This is a genomic window from Arthrobacter sp. 2YAF22_2 (assembly GCF_052114645.1).
Classification (GTDB): Bacteria; Actinomycetota; Actinomycetes; order Actinomycetales; family Micrococcaceae; genus Arthrobacter.
The window spans coordinates 1-2921 of sequence record NZ_JBFRFD010000464.1 but is presented as its reverse complement, the minus strand read 5'-3'; the positions used below and the strand labels follow the sequence as shown (position 1 = coordinate 2921).

General features: G+C 68.6%; 2 protein-coding genes. Both read right to left on the bottom strand.

The window, feature by feature from the left end; genetic code table 11:
- A partial coding sequence (locus tag AB4Y86_RS15895; protein WP_441403153.1) for a Mur ligase family protein occupies positions 1 to 1393 on the bottom strand: 1393 nt, incomplete at its 3' end.
- A 109-nt stretch (positions 1394 to 1502) separates the two neighbouring features.
- A partial coding sequence (locus AB4Y86_RS15890; RefSeq protein WP_441403152.1) for a peptidoglycan D,D-transpeptidase FtsI family protein occupies positions 1503 to 2921 on the bottom strand: 1419 nt, incomplete at its 5' end.

Sequence of the window (2921 nt, the reverse complement as noted above, 5' to 3'; positions counted from 1 at the left end):
CCAGGGCGCCTGCCATCACGTCGGCACGGATGGCGGCGGCGTCCTCGTCGTGCGGGTCGTCGTCGCTGATAATCACGGTGTCGGCCAGCCGCGCCGCAATTGCTCCCATCGCCGGGCGCTTGCCCTGGTCGCGCTGGCCGGTGGCGCCGAAGACGACGATCACTTTGGACCCGGTCGTCGGGGAGCGCACGGCTTCGAGCGCGCGGGCGAGGGCGTCCGGGTTGTGGGCGAAGTCGACCACGGCGGCGGGCGCGGTCGCGACGAGCTGCATCCGGCCGGGGACGGCCACGGTGAAGGGATCGGCACCGTCCAGGGCTGCCTGGACTTCGGCGGCGCCGGCGCCTCCGGCGAGCACCATGACGGTAGCCAGCGCGGCATTGGCAACGTTGAAACTTCCGGGCAGACCGGTGTGCACCCGCAGTTCAGTGCCGTCCCGGTGCTGCAGGCCGAACACGGTGCCGAGGCCACGCGGCCGGGGGGCGACGACCGTCCAGTCCGCATCTCCGGTGACGGTGGCGAGGGTGGTGACGGGGATGCCGGCGCCGGCGGCTAGCTTTTGGCCCCAGTCATCGTCCACGGTCACGACGGCGGCCCGGGCGCGGCCGGCGGTGAAGAGCCGGGCCTTGGTCTGGAAGTACTCTTCCATGCTGCCGTGCAGGTCCAGGTGGTCCTGGGTGAGGTTGGTGAAGCCGGCGACGTCGAACTCCACGCCGTCGACCCGGTGGAAGGCGATGGCGTGCGAGGATACCTCCATCGACGCCGCATCCAGTCCGCGTTCGCGCATGAGTGCCAGCAAGGCGTGCACGTCCGGCGATTCGGGGGTGGTGAGCAGGCTGGGGATTGCCTCGGCGCCGGCCAGGATCTCGATGGTGCCGATCAGCCCGGTTTTCTTTCCCAGGGCCTGGAGCAGGGAGTTGATGAAGTAGGTGGTGGTGGTCTTGCCGTTGGTGCCGGTGACGCCGAACAGTGCCGGGGCGTCGGCATCCGCCGGACGGCTCCGGTAGATCAGCGCGGAGAGGCGCCCGACGAGGCTGCGCGGCGCTGCAGCCACCAGCACCGGCACAGAAATGTCATTGGCCAGCGCCAGCAGGCGTGCCCCGACGTCGTCGGTCAGCACGGCGACGGCGCCAGCCTCCACGGCCTGGGAAACGAAGTCAGCGCCGTGCCGGGAGGCACCGGGCAGTGCGACGTACAGGTCCCCGGCCAGCACGGCCCGGGAGTTCAGCGAGATCCCTGTGACCGGGACGGCGGCGGAGGGACCGGGCACGACGACGTCGATCCACCTGCCGATGGTTTCCAGCGGCACCGCGGCGACCGTCGCGGGTCGGAACGCCGCGGCGGAGGCCTGGCCGGAGGGCGCGGAGGCCGCTTCCTGGGCATTGGGATTTGACAAGGGATTCTCCGTCGGTGGTGCCGGGCAGCGCGCGCTGCGCGCGGAGGATTGCCCCGCACCCAGGCTCGGCTGCGTGAATAAATGTGCTGCTGGCGAGTGGTGTTGCGTGCTACTTGGCGTACTGCGGCAGCCTGACTGGCGCACCGGTGGAGGGCTGGACGTTGTAGGTCCGCAGCGTCTGGCCCATCACCGAACGGAAAACGGGTCCGTTGGTGATGCCGTAGATGCTGCCCTTGGGCCGCTGCAGGACCACTTCAACAATAAACCGCGGATCGTCCATCGGCGCCATCCCCACCATGGAGGCGGTGTAACCGCAGAAGCCAGGCTTGCCGTCGTCGCACGGGGATTCGGAGGTACCGGTCTTGGCGCCGACCCGGTAGCCGTCGATGGCCGCGTCCTTGATCTCACCTTCGGTGACGGCGCTTTCCAGGATGTCGCGGACCTGCTTGGCGGTGTCCTTGGTGACCACTTGGCGGCTGTCCTTGGCGGGCACCTTTTCCTCGGTGCCCTCCGGGCCGATGTAGCTGTCGATCAGGCGCGGCTGGAGCATGACGCCGTCGTTGGCGATGCTCTGGTAGGCGCGCACCGTCTGCAGCGTCGACTGCGCCACGCCCTGGCCGAACAGGACTGTGTACTGCTGCCGGCCGTCCCACTGGTCCGCGGGGGTCAGGATGCCCTTAGTCTCGGCGGGCAGCCCAATGTCCGGGGCTTCGCCGATGCCGAACTTCTGCAGCCAGTCATACCGCTGCTCCTTGCTGAGCTTCTGGCCGACCATCACGATGCCGGTGTTCATCGAGTAGCCGACGATGCCGGCGAGGGTGCGCTGTTCGGTGCCGTGCTCGAACGCGTCGGTGAAGGTCTGGCCGTCCACGGTGTACGTCGGCGGGATGGTGTAGGTGTCCAGCGGGTGCGAGGTCCCCCCCTCGATGGCGGACGCGGCCGTGATCATCTTCTCCACCGAGCCCGGCTCGTAGGCGGCGGTGACGGCCCGGACGCCGCGGTCCTTGGCGTCGACCTTGCCGGGATCGTTCGGGTCCGGTGCGTCCGTGTCAGCCATCGCGATGATGTTGCCGTTCTTGGCGTCGGCGACCACGATGGTCCCCCACTCGGCGCCGAGCTTGTCTTTTTGGCTCTGGATCGCCTGCTGGGCGAAGTACTGCAGGTCCGAGTTCAGGGTGAGCTTGACGTCCTTGCCGTTGACCGCCGGTGTCAGCTGATCCACCCCCACAGGAATGCGCAGGCCGTCGGCGCCGATCTCGAAGACGCGCTTGCCGGGCGTGCCCTTGAGCACGTCGTCCTGGGTCTGCTCCAGCCCGGCCTGGCCGGTGGTGCCGTCCTTGAGGAAGCCCACGATCCCGCCGGCCACCGAGCCGTTAGGGTAGACACGCTTGCTGGTGCCCTCCGTGACGATGCCGGGAATCTGCAGCTTGGAGATCCGGTCCTCTACGTCGGGTCGGATGTCCTTAGCGACGATGTAGTAGCGCTGGGTTCCGGTCAGGGCGTTCTTGACGTCGTCCTTCTTCATACC